This is a genomic window from Mucilaginibacter sp. RCC_168 (assembly GCF_041355315.1).
Lineage (GTDB): Bacteria > Bacteroidota > Bacteroidia > Sphingobacteriales > Sphingobacteriaceae > Mucilaginibacter.
Window position 1 is genome coordinate 73,002 of the sequence record NZ_JBFUPN010000016.1, and the last position, 15,768, is coordinate 88,769.

Consider the following 15,768-nt stretch of genomic DNA (forward strand, 5'->3'; position numbering starts at 1 on the left):
ATGTTTGTTACGGACTGGGTAGCTTTGTATGGTGTACACCCGCTCTTGGCCGCGGGAGGGCCAGTTACTTTGTAGCCACAAAGTAACCAAAGGGCTTTCAGCAGAAATGCTTCTTTGCGCTCCCTGCCTTTGCCCTGCAAAACGGGCAGAACCAGGGCTGCAATTATTTTGCCCTACTTCGTTCTCACATTCCCCTGCGCTTCAGCAAAAACTTGCTATGCCCCGCAGCCACACAGGCCACCATCGTTCTGCCCGCTTTCGCCCGAAGCTTATCTGCTGACGGAAAAATATTAGAATTCAGCTTATGGTCAGTGTTATCACCGCACCATCAATATACATTTTCTCCACCCTCTTTACGCCAAAGGCGAAGAGAGGGTGGTCCAGCGAAGCGTAGACCGGGTGAGTTGGCTCTGCTTTATGCCTTCGTCTAAACTGGCTGGGCGTTACCTCCGGCCCGCGCTATCCGCTCATACTGAACTGGCATTAGGCAATGGCCGGTATCCGCTGCTATCGCTAACGCGTTTCAATGATTGAATTACTGATTTAGTGAATTATTGAATAACCCCGGCTTTGATAGAGTCGCTTTATTTCATGCAAAAATAGAGCGTAATAACCAATAATATCTGGTACCCAACAGTCGCCGAAAGCCGTTGGATACCCATTATTTTCAATGGACTAAGTAGATATGCGGCCAATGATAAAAGATATACTGCCAGCGTCAGGCCTCCAACTATTAATAGATTGGGGCCTTCCGGATCATTGAAAAAGACGAATAGTATTCTGGAACAAATGATGGCCGTTGCCGCCAATATAATTAACGAAATCTTTTTTGACTTGAAATATAAATTTGCGGTGTGATTATCCATGTCATTAAGAAGGGGCATTTAACAAATATAATCATTTCAGCAGCTGTTCTTTTCGCCAATGTTGGTGTTGTCACCAACAACGGCGAAAAGACTCTTCAATTGCTGGCGCACGCGTGTCATGTGTGTATCCGGACGTGGGCCAAGCTGATTATGACTATTTATGAAGCACACGCGACACGCGTATGCCAGTGAAGGCTTACGGTCGGTCATTTACCTTTAAGCCAAGCCTTTCGGCAAGCACTTTCACATATTCTTTATGCCCGCTGTGATTTTCAATATTATTGTAGTAATCTTGAATTAATTGGGCACCTTTTTCTTTATCACTTTGTAACACAATCAGTTCCACATCTAATTTGGCCCTACGTGAAGATCCTTCTGTAGTTCTCCAATTTTTACAAATGCTTTGCCTGTTTTCAAATGTATCAAGCCAGGGAATACCCTGTGAATTTAATCCTTCAATTATTTCTTCGGCTATCTTAAGAATGTCGTCTGAAATTGGCCACCAAAGTTCTTGTTTAATTGTTAAATGGGTAAGTCTGGTTCTTATCTGGCAGTCATAATCCTGGTAAATATCTTTAGGTTTATGGTGATGGTCAAGCTCATAAATTTCTTTAACCATTACCCCCAGGTTAATCGTAAATTTACCATAATAATTTTCTCTAAGTCGTGGAACTACATACTTATCACCAAATTCATATTTACCACTTTGAATGTTTACCACCTGACAAATTCCATCTTCAGTTTGCCTGTTAAAAGTTCGGCCTTTCTTCTTAAAACCTAATGGCTTTAAAAAGAGGAAAATTTCATCTTGGATATTGTCTAATTGGGATTTAAAGTCATTATTGGCGGCAAGTACAGATATCCTATCTACTTTCTCTTCAGCCGGTTTTGATTTATTTTTTAGGAAGTCGAAAAAGCCCATTTTTAAATTTTGTTCTATCGTTTGATGGCGTTTTTAGTTATCTGGTACTCGTAAATGTACACAATACTCGTTTGCTTCACATGCTAATATGCTGAAAATTAAAAAGATGGTGTTTGCTCCGGTGAATTAATACATGAGATGATTATCATAGCCCATAAACCACTTCCTCCACTTCCCGAGGGAAGGAATCGCACACGCCCCTGATTTCTGAACAGGGTGACAGACCACCCTAATTCCAATCCTCAAACACCAGCAACGAATGCTGACTGGCAGTATGCAAATCACGCCATACTTGATTGAGTTCGGTGTCGGGATTGGCAGCCTGTAGGCCGCAGTAAGGATACAGCTCATCTACACATTCGCGGGCGGTGCGGGCCAGTTTTCGACTGCTTTGGCCAATTTGATGTAGCTGTGAGGCTTTCCCCATTAACGCGCCTTGCCAGGAGGCATCGACTGAGCTGTAAAACTCCAGGCGTACCGTGTTTAACTTATTGGTCAATTTTTCATGCAGTTGTTTGATGATCTCCCTCCGATCTTTTGTCAAGTGTTTATTCTCTGATCTTTCATCAAAAATAGTAGCACACAGATCTGTAAAATGAACCGCCATGCCCGATATATTGGCTGCCAGCGTAGCCTCGGCCAGTTGTATAAAGGGGTATTGATATAAAGGTCCGGCAATTACCGCATTGTCCGGATCAATTTTAAAACACCTGTTGTTTTCCACAAAAAGATCACGCACTTCATAGGCGTCGCTGCCGGTGCCCATCATACCCATAAATTTCCAGGCGGATATCAGGGTGACATCTTTACGGTCAAAAATAAAGGGCAATATCCACGGTGAACCATCATCATTCAACACCGTTTCATCGCCTTGTTTGATGACGCAATTAGCGGTCAAATGCGTGGCGTGGTGCACCCCGCTGGCATATTTCCAGCGGCCGTTGACGAGATACCCGCCATCGGTTATGGTTGCCGTACCCGTGGCGGCTCCACTACCGGCCAGGCATAAAGCAGGATCGGCAAAGATCAAGGGAGCCACATCCGGCGATAAAAATCCGCCAAACCAACCCGCTCCGGCGCAAAGCGTAACTACCCAGCCCAGGCTGCCATTGGCCCAGGCCAGGCTCTCTTCCAGCCTTACCATATCGGGCAACGACAGTTGCAAGCCGCCATAAGCCTGGGGTACCAAAAACTTAAACCAGCCCTGCTCATGTATCAGCTGCAATTGTGCTGGCTGCAGCATCCCCGCCTTTTCGGCTGCGGGCACTGCCGCTCTGATGATATTTACCCATTCGGGTTTGAGGTGGGTTGATGGATGCATTTTTTTGAGCTTAAAGCTAAAGGCGAAAAGCCTAAAGCAATTTTCATATTTACAAACGTTTAGCCTCACCTAAGTCCTCTCCTTCGGAGAGGACTTAGGTGAGGCAGGATCTTTCATATATTCCAGCCCTTCTCCTTTGGAGAAGGGCTGGAATAAGACTTTTTCTTACAAACTTTCGGCTTTAAGCTTTGGGCCTTGGGCTCTTCTCCGCCAGTCATAATAGCCAAAACAGGCCACAATGAATAAAAATATGGTGAGTACGGCAAACATGGGCAGTTTTTTATAAAACAACAGCGGTACGGCAAACAGGTTGGATATGTTTAAAAATATCCAGTTCTCTATTTTTCGTCGTGCCAGCAACCACATGCCCGCCCAGGCGGTTGAGGATACAAAGGCATCCCATAACGGCACGTTTGATGGCGTAAAGTACCGGAGCAAAAAATACAGGACTGCCCAACCACCTAATGATATGGATAAGCTGATGATCCACTCTGTTCGGGTTGACCAGGTGACTTTTACCGGTGGCTGATCGCGTTTTTTTACCCAGTATACCCAGCCATAAACACTCATTACAATGTAATACACATTGAGCAATGATTCCGCGAATAGCTGCGCTTCCATCAATAATAGTATGGATAAAGCGGTGCCCAATATCCCCGCGGGGTAAAGCCAGATGTTATTTACCCGCGCCAGCAGCACTTCGGCAACACCCAGGGCCACGGCAAGCCATTGCACCCAGGTGGTTTCTTTGATCTGCTCTACAAATAGATTAATGAGACTTTGCAATATGATAATTATTGAATTAGTGATTTATTGAATTATTGAGTTCTCTTTCCTGGCAAATATCGAACCGACTCACCCCGACATCGCTGCGCTTGTCACCCCTCTCTCCGCTTCGCGCATAGAGGGGATTGCCTTTTTTTGTTTCCTCCACCCTCTTTCCGCCGCAGGCGAAGAGGAGGGTGGTCCAGCGAAGCGTAGACCGGGTGAGTCGATTATGCGACTCGATCATCCCATAAGTTTAATCGCTGTTTTCCATATGTTTATATCATCCCATTCGTAAAATTCGCTCCAATTCGTGAAATTAGTGTCCATTAAAAACTCAAACTTACCGAGGCCATAAAATTGCGTGGCGCCTGTGGGAAAAAATAGTTATAATTCAGGATATTATTCCCCTTAACATCGGCATAAGTAGCGCCGTTAGCTTCATACTTTTCGCTGAAGATGTTGTTCACCTGCAGGCCCAGTCCAATGTTTTTTACACCCTTTACTTTAAAGTTATATCTTATCCGCACATCGTTCACAAAATAACTTTTCAGCAGGCGGTTAGCCGCGTAAGTATTGCTTTGATTCTCCGGGGTTATGGTATATCCCTCTGGGTTTTGGTTGGAGGTATTATCAATATACTGCCGGCTCACATATTTACTGATGAAAGCAATTTCGCCGCCTTTTACCGGACTGTAGCTGATCACACTGGAACCGGTTAACGATGGTGAGAAAGCGATATCTGTTTTCTTAAAACTTTCACCTACTAAAGGGCCGCCATCTTCATCGGCAAAAAACTGTTGATAGTTCTTGATCTTGTTGGCGCTCCAGGTAGCGGTTAAGCCCCAATTGAGCTGATTGGTAATTTTCACTTTGCCATCAAACTCCACACCGGCACGGTAGCTGTCCTTCACGTTGGTACGTACAGGGCTGCCAACATCATTCAAGGCTCCGGTTAATACCAGCTGATTTTTGTAAAGCATATAAAAGCCGTTGATGCCGCCTGTAAATACCGGGCCGCTGATACGATAACCTGCTTCAAAATCTTTCAGGTTTTCTGATTTGGGGCGATTCTGCGGCGGCGAATCGACATAGTCATCGCGGTTGGGTTCATGGTTACCTACCGCGAAGGAGGCGTACACATTGCTATGCGCGTTAAACTGGTAAGTGATACCTGCCTTGGGATTAAAAAAGTTGAGCTCCGCCGTTTGCTGAGCATTGTTCAGGTTTTTATCTATCCCGTAAAAGGAATAATAAATATGGCGGTACTGCATATCGGCATACAGCAACACTTTATCCAGATGCCACTCGGCACGGGCAAATATGTTAAAGTCGTTCTTTTTGGCGTTATCGCGGTAGTATTCATAATTAGATGGCAGACCGATAGGCGCAAAGACATCAATCACATCTCCATAATGCGCACCCTTGTACTGGTTATAAGCGCCGCCCAGGGTCATGTTCAGGTTGGTTTGCGGCTGATATTTGAGGGCATAGGTTACGCCATAAAAATCGTTATTGAGCCAAAGCCTGCGTACCAGATCAGTAGCGCTGATGGTATTAGGACCAACCACAACGGGAGCTATCCCATAATTTTTCAAAGAGTCGGCATTACGGTATTCCTCGTAATAGCCTTTACCTTTGGTATAATGCAGGGCCCCGCTAAAGGATAGCTTGTCTGATATTTTTTTATCGTACAATAACTGGTAATGATTTTGGGTATAATGGTCTACCTGGTTTTTATAGAACGAGTTAGTTGCATCTATATATCCCAGTTCATTGTAGGTACGGTTATCTGAGCGGGTATTATCGCCGATCACATAATCGGCAATACCGTTCCAGGCCTGATAAGTAGTTTCGTAACCCGAAAACACATTGGCCCTTAAGGTACTGTTTTTACCATACCAGGCGCCACTTACAAAAAACGATTTAAGGTTTGATGTAGCCCTGTCAATATACCCATCAGAATGGATACGCGATACGCGGCCATCCAGACTAAAATGGCCGCCCAGTAAGCCCGTACCCGCGCTAACCGTAGTTTTGATGGAACCGTATGAACCTGCCGAAGCGTTGATATCGGCATAAGCGGTATCGCGACGGGTGGTGGTTTGTATGTTGATACTGCCGCCAAAAGCACCGGCACCATTGGTGGAAGTACCTACCCCACGCTGGATCTGGATATTATCTACAGATGAAGTAATATCGGGCAGGTCGACAAAGTACGAACCCTGGCTTTCCGAATCGTTATAAGGGATACCGTTAATGGTAACGTTGATACGAGTAGCATCCGATCCGCGGATGCGGATACCCGTATAACCAATACCCGCCCCGGCATCAGAAGTAACCACTACCGATGGAGTTTGGTTGAGCATATACGGCAAGTCCTGCCCGAAGTTGTTCTTGGTCAGATCCTTTTTACTCAGGTTGGTATAAGCCGTCGGTGAATTTTTACTGGCCCGGGTTGAACTTACAGTTACTTCTTCGGTAGTAAGCGTACCGTTGTTCAAGGTGATGTTAATCACCTCGTTTTTATTTAAGCTGATACTTTTACTGATAGTCTGATAGCCGATATAACTGGCCTTAAGCACATAAGTACCGGCTTTGAGATCGGTAAAGCTAAATTTCCCGGTAACATCAGCAACGGTGCTCAATGCGGGGTTGTTAATGGAGATAGTAGCACCGGACAAAACCTCGCCGGATGTGTTGATGATCTTTCCGCTGATGGAAAGCTGGGCCGATGCCAGAACAGGCAGCAGCAAAGCAGCGATAGCTGCAAACAAATTTTTCAAAATAACTAATAAACTAAAAATAGTTAAACCATCTGCCCATCAGGGTAAATACGCAGTACACTTAACTTGTTACCTATCCCTACGCCGGCATTATCCGGATCAGGTGCATGTCAAAGTCTTTAGTCGGGGGTCTTTAGTCGAAAGTCATGAATGACTTAGAACTTAGGATTTAGAACTTAAGACTTAAACAATGGGTTTGATCTCAGCCTGTCTTTCAGTTTGATTGCTCAAAGCAAGGCACCCCCTTGAGAAAATTATACGGCAAAGATAGGGTTTTAGTCCGAAAGTTGAAAAAGTCCGGAAGTCCGGAAGAAAAGCGCCATCAAACCTTTAAAAGATCAAAACTTCCGGACTTTCCGTCTCTCGGTCTTTCGGACTTCCAACTAAAAACTTACTTTTGCAGACTTTTATAAAACTATTGCTATTATGCTTAGAACTCATACCTGCGGCGAATTAAATATCAGCAACTTAGGTCAATCGGTTACTTTATGCGGATGGGTACAAAAATCGCGCGATTTGGGCGGCACCACATTTATTGATGTGCGCGACCGTTATGGTTTAACTCAACTGGTGATCAATACCGATACCGACGCTGCCGTACGTGAGATTGGCCGCGGTCTTGGTCGCGAGTTTGTGATCAAAGTTACCGGCAAGGTTCTGGAACGTACCAGTAAAAACAACAAGATACCAACCGGCGAAATTGAAATTGCCGTTGAAAATATCGAAATTCTGAACGCGGCCAAATTGCCCCCGTTTTTAATTGAGGATGAAACCGATGGCGGCGAAGAACTTCGTGCTAAATACCGTTACCTTGATCTGCGCCGTGCGCCTATCCGTAACAATTTGGTACTGCGCCACAAAATGGCACAGGAGATCCGTAAGTATTTAGACAAGCTTGATTTTATTGAGGTGGAAACCCCGGTGCTCATCAAATCCACTCCTGAAGGAGCTCGTGACTTTGTGGTGCCAAGCCGCATGAACCCGGGCGAGTTTTACGCCCTTCCGCAATCACCGCAAACATTTAAGCAATTGTTGATGGTGAGCGGCTTCGACCGTTATTTCCAGATCGTGAAATGTTTCCGTGACGAGGATCTGCGCGCTGATCGTCAGCCGGAGTTTACCCAGATAGATTGTGAGCTTTCCTTCATTACCCAGGAAGATATATTAAACATTTTTGAGGGATTAACCCGCCATCTGTTTACCACTGTAAAAGGTATTGACCTGGGTGATTTCCCGCGGATGCAATATGCCGATGCCATGCGCTTGTATGGATCAGACAAACCCGACGTTCGTTTTGGGATGGAGTTTGTGGAGCTGAACGACATTGTAAAAGGCAAAGGTTTTGGCATTTTTGATAATGCCGAACTGGTAGTAGGTATCAACGCCAAAGGCTGCGCCAGCTACACCCGCAAACAAATTGACGAACTGACCGAATGGTTAAAACGCCCGCAGATTGGCGTTACCGGTATGATCTATTGCCGTTATAATGAGGATAGCACGTTAAAATCATCGGTTGATAAATTTTACAGCGAAGACGAGCTCACCAACTGGGCGGCAGCTTTCAACGCTGAAAAAGGCGACTTGATGCTGGTATTGGCCGGCAATACCGATAAGGTACGCAAGCAACTGAACGAGCTGCGCTTAGAGATGGGCAGCCGTTTGGGCCTGCGCGATAAAAATAAATTCGCACCGCTATGGGTACTGGATTTCCCGCTATTGGAATGGGACGAAGAAACCAGCCGTTACCATGCTATGCACCACCCGTTCACCTCGCCAAAACCTGAGGATATTACCTTGCTGGATACCGATCCCGGAGCAGTACGCGCCAACGCGTATGACCTGGTGATCAACGGCACCGAAGTTGGCGGTGGTTCGATCCGGATCCATGATCGTGGTATGCAATCGCTGATGTTCAAACACCTGGGATTCTCGCCGGAAGAAGCACAAAAACAATTTGGCTTTTTAATGGATGCTTTTGAATATGGCGCTCCACCACATGGTGGTTTAGCGTTGGGATTTGATCGTTTGGTATCTATTTTTGCCGGCTTGGATTCTATCCGCGACGTGATCGCTTTCCCGAAAAACAACTCAGGTCGCGATGTGATGATCGATTCGCCATCCACCATCGCCGATGCGCAGATGACCGAACTCAAGATCAAAACAACGGTTTAAGTAAAACCATCAATAAATATTCCAAAGCTCTCTTCAAATTCCGCTCTTTAGCTGATATTTGGAGGGAGCTTTTTTGATTGAAGCCTCTCCAGAAAGTCTTCGGACTTTCCCTCGGTCCTCCGCTACGGTATGCATAGCTTATAAAATACCGTGTTTTCACCTATTGCGGCGATAAAATATTCACTACATATTAGGCTCATTAATTAAAATACAGGAATCGTTTTTCTACACCTAAACCTATGCTTAAAAAACTACACCTCTTAGCTGTATTTATTACAGCATGTTTAATAGCCGTTGTGATCAACAGCTGTAAAAAAGATCTGCATACCGATCCGCCAAACACTGTTTCCGATCCTGCCATCGCCCAGGCAAAAAGCTGGTACGAGAGCACTTATCCCTCAGGTACCGGCAAACTGAACACACAATCTACAGTAACCAATTTCGATTTCAGCCAGGTGATCAAACCTGACTGGGGCCATGTTGCAGCCTATATCCGCTTTGGTGATAATGTTATTGAAATGCCTCTTGACGCTGCTGCTTCAGCCAAAATAGCTTTAGGCTTAAAAAACGAAAAGGGAGATCAGGCCTATGATCCTGCTTTGAGCCGCAGCTCATTTTTGTTAATAAAGCAATTAGGCAAGTATAATGCATATATCATGACTGTTATAGCCGATGCCGCTTATTTAAAAGGCGACCTTAGCAAACTTGACCATAACAAGTACAATAAGCGCGATAGTGATTTTAGCGGTGTGGTTTTATATAGTACCCCCAAAGGTGCATTTGTGAGCGGTTGGACCTACAAAAACGGTTTTATTACCGGAAAAATCTCTACCGATAGCAATCCGGCCGGCACAACCCAAAATGGGAGCCAGGCAACCCAAGGGCTAAAAACAAATACAAATGCTCAAAAAGTTACCGTTTGTACAGAGTGGTACCAAACAGTTAGCTTTAATGGTATAACTTATCCATCAACTTATCTGGGGGAAACTTGTGTGACTTTTACAACCGGTGGTGGCGGTGATGGCTCTGGAGGTGGTACCGGTTCTGGTGGTGGGAGTGTTGGTGGAGGCGGTAGTAATGGAAGTACTTCATCTCCCAGCACCTCTTGCGTCTTGGGTTTAAATAATATCGGAAGCCAAGGAAAAACAACCGTAAACAGCTTAAAAACACAAACGTTAGCAACGCCTATTGGCGGCTTCCCGCCCCCTACAGGTAATCCATGTCCAACAACTAATGTTACCACTATTGATAAGAAGACCCCTAATTTCGGGATGGATGATAACTGTCTAAATTGCAGGGTACCTGAAAGCAGATTTAATGATTTATTGGATTATGCCAAAAGCATTGGCTGTGACATAATCGGTCCTTTCAAAACTGTTGCGACCATTGATGGAGTACAATATCCCGGATTCGGCACACTGATATTTAATGCTGATAAATCACTCGCAGCCAGCTATTTTACTCCCGATGTAAGCTCCGATCGATGTCAAATAGGAATAGAATATACCATAGGAAATAAAGGTCCCAACGGGGACAACAGCACCGGATATAACCGTCCGGACGCTTCGGAGTTTAATCCGGCATTTCAAAACGGACCATCTGCCACAGGCGAGCATGTGACTTATACGCCTCCCCACGATGCAAATGGAAACGTTGTTACACCATCTCAGTTCCAGGCATTGATAACAGCTAATAATAACTACATTTTGAATTTAATGCAACAGGAAGATGCCAAAGATGACGTAGCCATGAGCCCTTGTCATGGCACCGCCAGAAATGGAAATTTCAAATGGCCAGGTACAGCAGAACATTGGCTGATACAATATGATTATATGTTTAGCAACCCATTAGCAATGAGAGAATATTTTATTCCTGGTTCCAGCAGTAAATTAACCGGTGCTGCTGGCTATGCTGATATAGTTGATCCGCTTACCAATCAAATGTTCGAAATTAAACCGGATAATACAGCTGGTCAAACCGCAGGTGCGGCCGAAGTGCAACTTTATGTAACCCAGGGCAATCTATTATGTCCACCACCTAATGGCGGTATTTGGGCGGCCGGCGGAAATTATGCTACACGGTATTTACCTGATCCAAGAAATTCTTCTAATCTTCTTCAAGCTCGTTTATTTAGTAAAGGAGTAATAGTTTATGCTTCCGTGGCAAGAAATAATCAACCGGCCCCCGAACCTGTTATATTACCGCAAAACCTGACGGATAAACTGAAGATATTATTTCAACGAATAAAAGCCAATCCGGACAATAGAGAGCAATTGGTTATTGCCTTTGTTCGTCAAAATCCTAAGATCATACCTTATTTAAAGGGCGCCTCAGCGGGTGTTGTTATAGCCTCTCTTTTGGACGACTTAGATGGTTTTGGTATTTTGGATGACTGGGAAAGTTTTTTAATTGCGAGAACATTGTGGCGGGTTGCTGACGCTGTAGTGATACTTTAACTTAGTAAAAAGTATGCCAACATTATTTTTCAACATCAGTACACTCGTTTACGATTTTCAAAACAGATATCAGCAAAATATGTCACTTGAATTTGCAAATTGTGCAGATATACAATTGACTACGCTATTTGAGCTGCGAACTGGTTTAAAAATTAATAAACAGATTTCTATTGCAACAAGACCGGAACAAGAGTTTTTTGTAAAATATGAGGTTGTTTCCCAGTTACCATTCTACGTATATATTAACCATAATTGGAACCCCGTAACCGTACTTTGGAAATCAAAATCCGGGCGCATCTATCAACTGGAAGATACTGATATTGATTGCGACGATATAGAATTTTGGTTTGAGGAATTGGATGTGGCGTTGATACACCGGCAAATGTTTCCCGATGTACAGCTGCCTTTTAAACTTAAGGACTTGAGTTATGAATTGATTGTTACCCGTATCAATATGGATGCAACAATCGAGTTACAACTCAAAGCGGAGCGGCTAAACGATGCCCAAAAAATCGAGTTAGAGATAGATAATTTTATCTCTGGATTTAATGAAAAGTCAGAAAAAAAAGACAGGATACACGGCGTGATCCATAACTGGAAAACAAGAATTGAAGGCGATAAAATGATCTATGACATTGACCTGGGATCAACAGGCCCTTACTTTTTCAAAAAGCTTTTACCAGAACTTTCGAAAATGAATTATTTTACAAAAGTGGAACTCTGTTGATTAATATTTATAATCTTAGGCTGTCGCTCGCATGCAACAGCCTAAGATTCTCCATTTACTTTCTTTATCAAATTATCGACAATTTTTAACCATATTTTTAACCTCTTAAGTGTTATGACCAACAGAATAAAAGCAATTGCATTTGCCCTTCTTAATTGTTATTTTATTATAAATGTTAGTGCGCAGGATAGCGAAATAAAGATCAATTATACCATCAATACCAATAAAAATGTAGATTTTAACTACGAAAAAAATGACCTCGGCAGCTACACCATAAACCTTAAGTTCACTAACCTTATTAACTCCTCAAATGCAATAGAACAGCATTTTACGGTCAAAAGCTATTCAGGGCATTTCCTGACCCTCTCGCCTCAAAATAAAGATCAAGGTGTTGGATTTGCTTACCAGTACAGTTATATAAGGGGAAAATTAAATCCAAAATACAATGCCGGTTTTGTATATCTTTTACCTTGTAAAAAGCATAAAAAGGTAATGGTTGCGGATGTAGCGTTTGTAGGTGCCCGTTTTTTGGGTAAAACTACACCCGAAGATTGGAAAGTATACTTTTTTTATACCCCAAACGAAGATACTGTAACCGCTGTACGGAAAGGTTTGGTAGTAGAGGTCAAAGATCTGTATGAAACAGAAGCCTCTGCTGATCTTGCTTACAAAAGCAATGTTAATGAAATAATTGTTGAACATGAGGATGGTACCCTTGCCACATACAGGGGATTTAAGAAAGGCAGTGTAGTTGTTAAACTCGGGCAAACAGTTTTACCAGGTACAACTTTAGGGCTTAATAGTAAGTTTAGCATAAACTATTCATTTGGTATAACGCTTTTAGTCACTTATCTTAAATCTATTGATATAGAAAGCAGCAGAGATACTCAAAACTCAAAAAGTTTATATGGATTTGTAGATCCGCATTTTTGTACCGCAGAAAATGCTAACACCACACTAACTGCTCAGCAGGAATATACAGAGGCGGATACCCCAGAAATCGTTGGAAAAGAACTTACTAAAAAGGAATTGAAGCAGCTTATAAATAAAGATGGAAGCGGCTTATGATCCTCAATTTTTATTTGAATAAAAGGGGCCAAGCTAAATGGTTGAATTTGTTGATAATATTTTGACCCATAACTTTCCTTTGAGCGATGTGTAGGCATAGAACTCAGCATAAAGGACTAACATAAGCAGTTCAATAAAACTACATAAGTATAATTATCAATAAATTAACCAAAGCTCTCTTCAAATTCCGCTCTTTAGCTGATATTTGGAGGGGCTTTTTTGATTAAAACACTATGAAAAAATACATTTTACTGTTAAGCGCTTTTGTGATCGTCCTAACCTCATGCGGCGGTTCTATGTCGGGTCAGATGGCGCAGCAGGCCAAAGTCGATGACTCCCTGATCCGGGTATACCTGAAAGCCAATCCGCAGATCAAAGCCGTGAAAGATCCATCGGGCTTATATTACCAGATCATCAAACCGGGTACAGGTGTTGCCCCTACCGAAGGTTCAACCGTAACCGTTAATTATACCTGTTCCCTCATGGGCGGGCAGCTGTATGACAAAGGCAGCAATTTTTCGAGACCCTTATCAAGCCTGGTTAAGGCCTGGCAAATAGCGGTGCCGCATCTAAAACCAGGTGGCAACATGGTGCTGTACGTACCATCGCATCTGGCTTACGGCGCTGGCGGCGCCGGCCCCATTCCCGAAAACGCGGTGTTGACATTTGATATCGATCTTGTTAAGGTTCAATAGAAAATACGATGATCCTGTTTCAATATTGTATCTTATTTATTACTATTTAGCTTTAGTCCATAGTTAAATTTATATTAGATGCACTCAAACTACTATTAGCGATATATGAACATGAAAAGATACTTTTTACTATTGGGTTTGGCCATCATCACCCTGTCATCCTGCCTGAAAACAGAACAACAGAAACCACCTGTTGTGGTTGATCCTGCGGTACAGGCTGCTACCGATGACGCCGCTATAAAAACATATCTTGCAGCGCACACCGATATCACTGCTACCAAGGATACTTCTGGCATATACTATCAGATCGTAACTCCCGGCAGCGGCCCAAACCCATCTGGCGGTTCAACCGTTACCGTTAACTATACCGGTAAGTTGCTTAATGATAATCCGTTCGATTCAAAAAATGCCGTTCAAACCAGCCTGTCACAAGTTATACCTGGTTGGACTATCGGCGTACCCTTTATTAAAGCCGGCGGACGCATCATTCTGCTTATCCCCTCCAGGTATGGTTATGGCCCTTATGCAAACGGTCCGATACCGGCAAATTCGGTATTGATATTTACGATAGACCTTATTAGTATTAATTAAAACTACATCTAATATTTGTAAAAAACGATGGCATTCAACATGCTATCGTTTTTATTGTTTATACTTATATTTAGCGTAAATAATCTGGTATGAAACAACTTTACGTATTAATACTATCCTTAACCAGCCTAAATGCTTTTTCTCAAACCGATATTACAGCACAGGTAAGTACTAAAGCCGATGCTTTGCAAAGCAAGATAGTTGCCTGGCGGAGGGATTTTCATGAACATCCGGAACTGGGAAACCATGAGGTACGCACATCGGGTATTATTGCCAAACACCTACAGTCCTTAGGCATACAGGTACAAACTGGTATTGCTACCACCGGTGTAGTTGGTATTTTAAAAGGCGATAAACCCGGACCGGTTGTTGCTTTACGAGCCGATATGGATGGCTTACCTGTAGTTGAACGAACTCCTGTACCCTTTGCATCAAAAGTAAAAACCACTTATAACGGCCAGGAAGTTGGCATAATGCATGCCTGCGGACATGATTCGCACATGGCTATTCTGATGGCCGTGGCCCAGGTGCTCTCAACCATGAAAAGCGAGCTGCATGGTACCGTAAAATTCATTTTTCAGCCCGCAGAAGAAGGGGTGGAACCCGGCCAGAAAGGCGGCGCCGAAGAAATGGTAAAGGAAGGTGTATTGGAAAACCCAAAGGTCGATGCCATATTTGGTCTGCATATCAACTCTCAAACCGAAGTTGGTAAGATCACTTATCGCCCAGGCGGAACAATGGCCGGGGTAAACGACATGCAGATCATTGTAAAAGGGCGATCGGCTCACGGCGCTTATCCATGGTCGAGCGTTGACCCGATCGTAGTTTCGGCCGAGATCATTAACAACCTGCAAACCATTGTGAGTCGTAATGTTGACGTGACCCAAAACCCGGCAGTGGTAACCATCGGTGCCATTAAAGCCGGCAACCGCTCTAATATTATTCCGGAACGGGTAGAAATGCTGGGTACACTACGTTCTTTTACCCTTGCCGATGAAAAACTACTGATCGAGCGCGTTAAACAAATAGCCACCAAAACCGCCGAGGCACAAGGCGCCACCGCCGAAGTAAAGATCCCATACAGCAACCATTACCCGGTTACTTTTAATGATGTTAAGCTAACCGAAAAAATGCTACCGAGCCTGCAACATACTGCCGGGGCCGAAAATGTGCTGCTGCGCCCGCCCGTTACCGGCGCCGAGGATTTTAGCTTTTACCAGGAAAAAGTACCCGGATTATTCTTCTTTTTAGGCGGAATGCCTAAAGGTCAGGATCCGTTAAAAGCGCCATCGCACCATACTCCCGATTTTTTTATTGATGAAAGCGGATTTACATTAGGAGTTAAGGCTCTTTGTAACTTAACTTTGGACTATATGAATAGCTATGGCAAATAGTACAG

General features: G+C 43.7%; 11 protein-coding genes. 7 read left to right on the forward strand and 4 right to left on the reverse strand.

The annotated features are described in order from the left end of the window. Positions 1 to 1,062: 1,062 nt before the first annotated feature. From AB6735_RS16410 to AB6735_RS16425, 4 genes are all read right to left on the reverse strand, one after another. Entirely contained in the window at positions 1,063 to 1,788 is a 726-nt protein-coding gene (locus AB6735_RS16410; RefSeq protein WP_370996930.1) for a DUF4304 domain-containing protein, read from the reverse strand. Positions 1,789 to 2,017: 229 nt separating this feature from the next. Next, positions 2,018 to 3,109 carry an acyl-CoA dehydrogenase gene (locus AB6735_RS16415; RefSeq protein ID WP_370996931.1) on the reverse strand — a complete coding sequence of 364 codons (1,092 nt, stop codon included), beginning with the start codon at positions 3,107 to 3,109 and terminating at the stop codon, positions 2,018 to 2,020. A gap of 165 nt (positions 3,110 to 3,274) precedes the next feature. After that, entirely contained in the window at positions 3,275 to 3,895 is a 621-nt protein-coding gene (gene pnuC / locus AB6735_RS16420) for a nicotinamide riboside transporter PnuC (RefSeq protein WP_370996932.1), read from the reverse strand. A 308-nt stretch (positions 3,896 to 4,203) separates the two neighbouring features. Continuing rightward, positions 4,204 to 6,660 carry a TonB-dependent receptor gene (locus tag AB6735_RS16425; protein ID WP_370996933.1) on the reverse strand — a complete coding sequence of 819 codons (2,457 nt, stop codon included), beginning with the start codon at positions 6,658 to 6,660 and terminating at the stop codon, positions 4,204 to 4,206. A 426-nt stretch (positions 6,661 to 7,086) separates the two neighbouring features. Between AB6735_RS16425 and aspS the strand changes: the two genes are divergently transcribed. The 7 genes from aspS (at position 7,087) to AB6735_RS16460 (ending at position 15,763) form a co-directional block, all read left to right on the forward strand. Further along, a complete protein-coding gene (gene aspS, locus AB6735_RS16430; protein ID WP_370996934.1) occupies positions 7,087 to 8,832 on the forward strand; it encodes an aspartate--tRNA ligase in 1,746 nt (581 codons plus the stop codon). A gap of 239 nt (positions 8,833 to 9,071) precedes the next feature. Further along, the gene (locus AB6735_RS16435) at positions 9,072 to 11,288 is read left to right on the forward strand and encodes a hypothetical protein (protein ID WP_370996935.1); all 2,217 of its coding nucleotides are present in this window, start codon (positions 9,072 to 9,074) and stop codon (positions 11,286 to 11,288) included. Positions 11,289 to 11,301: 13 nt separating this feature from the next. Further along, a complete protein-coding gene (locus tag AB6735_RS16440) occupies positions 11,302 to 12,015 on the forward strand; it encodes a hypothetical protein (RefSeq protein ID WP_370996936.1) in 714 nt (237 codons plus the stop codon). Positions 12,016 to 12,129: 114 nt separating this feature from the next. Beyond that, complete coding sequence (locus AB6735_RS16445) at positions 12,130 to 13,083, forward strand: hypothetical protein (protein ID WP_370996937.1); 954 nt, start codon at positions 12,130 to 12,132, stop codon at positions 13,081 to 13,083. 233 nt (positions 13,084 to 13,316) lie between these two features. Beyond that, positions 13,317 to 13,778 carry an FKBP-type peptidyl-prolyl cis-trans isomerase gene (locus AB6735_RS16450; RefSeq protein WP_370996938.1) on the forward strand — a complete coding sequence of 154 codons (462 nt, stop codon included), beginning with the start codon at positions 13,317 to 13,319 and terminating at the stop codon, positions 13,776 to 13,778. A gap of 105 nt (positions 13,779 to 13,883) precedes the next feature. Continuing rightward, complete coding sequence (locus AB6735_RS16455) at positions 13,884 to 14,369, forward strand: FKBP-type peptidyl-prolyl cis-trans isomerase (RefSeq protein ID WP_370996939.1); 486 nt, start codon at positions 13,884 to 13,886, stop codon at positions 14,367 to 14,369. 89 nt (positions 14,370 to 14,458) lie between these two features. Continuing rightward, complete coding sequence (locus AB6735_RS16460; RefSeq protein ID WP_370996940.1) at positions 14,459 to 15,763, forward strand: amidohydrolase; 1,305 nt, start codon at positions 14,459 to 14,461, stop codon at positions 15,761 to 15,763. The last annotated feature ends 5 nt before the right edge of the window (positions 15,764 to 15,768 follow it).

Bases quoted from the DNA above. Each gene is read 5' to 3' on its own strand.
- AB6735_RS16445 (WP_370996937.1), top strand. From the start codon at position 12,130: ATGACCAACAGAATAAAAGCAATTGCATTTGCCCTTCTTAATTGTTAT.
- aspS (WP_370996934.1), top strand. From the start codon at position 7,087: ATGCTTAGAACTCATACCTGCGGCGAATTAAATATCAGCAACTTAGGT.
- AB6735_RS16450 (WP_370996938.1), top strand. From the start codon at position 13,317: ATGAAAAAATACATTTTACTGTTAAGCGCTTTTGTGATCGTCCTAACC.
- AB6735_RS16415 (WP_370996931.1), bottom strand. From the start codon at position 3,109: ATGCATCCATCAACCCACCTCAAACCCGAATGGGTAAATATCATCAGA.
- AB6735_RS16440 (WP_370996936.1), top strand. From the start codon at position 11,302: ATGCCAACATTATTTTTCAACATCAGTACACTCGTTTACGATTTTCAA.
- AB6735_RS16460 (WP_370996940.1), top strand. From the start codon at position 14,459: ATGAAACAACTTTACGTATTAATACTATCCTTAACCAGCCTAAATGCT.
- AB6735_RS16435 (WP_370996935.1), top strand. From the start codon at position 9,072: ATGCTTAAAAAACTACACCTCTTAGCTGTATTTATTACAGCATGTTTA.
- AB6735_RS16455 (WP_370996939.1), top strand. From the start codon at position 13,884: ATGAACATGAAAAGATACTTTTTACTATTGGGTTTGGCCATCATCACC.
- AB6735_RS16410 (WP_370996930.1), bottom strand. From the start codon at position 1,788: ATGGGCTTTTTCGACTTCCTAAAAAATAAATCAAAACCGGCTGAAGAG.